At 59.8% G+C, this 448-nt stretch carries 1 protein-coding gene; it reads left to right on the top strand.

Going from position 1 to position 448, the window contains the following annotated elements; all coding sequences use genetic code 11:
- Positions 1-233 (top strand): hypothetical protein (locus RNB18_RS52095; protein ID WP_311721066.1); only part of this gene is annotated, 233 nt, incomplete at its 5' end.
- Positions 234-448 lie beyond the last annotated feature (215 nt).

Genomic DNA, 448 nt, shown 5'->3' with positions numbered 1-448 from the left:
ATGTACTCAAACGCTGGCTGTCGTCGGGTGGGGTGCTGGCGTCGAAAATCCCGGCGACGCCCTATCCGGACGAGCGATACCAGACGAAGATGATGTGGTGGGATAGCAGAACATTCGCCAACCACGCTGACGCGGGACAGCTCTCGCGATACTTCGCAGAGGCCCAGCGAATCGGCCCTCACCCCCGTGCCGACGGCTTCGACACCCATACCCGGACCGCGGCGGGAGGATGATCCCCGAGATGATGTCCGAAAACGCCCAGGAACCCCCCTACACAAGCATTGAGAATTCCGAATTGAACGAACTCAACGAGCCCGACCAATATCGAGTCATCTTCATCGAAGACGGCGGATATTCAGAGAACACCGTCGACCAGATGCGCCGCGACCCGCGCATCACCGTCATCGATGAATGTCGCGAACAGCAGGCCGCACTACGCACGCTTGTC

Source organism: Streptomyces doebereineriae (genome assembly GCF_031845645.1).
GTDB classification, from domain to species: domain Bacteria; phylum Actinomycetota; class Actinomycetes; order Streptomycetales; family Streptomycetaceae; genus Streptomyces; species Streptomyces canus.
The sequence above is the reverse complement of the archived record's forward strand: the minus strand, read 5'-3'. Positions and strand labels throughout refer to the sequence as shown.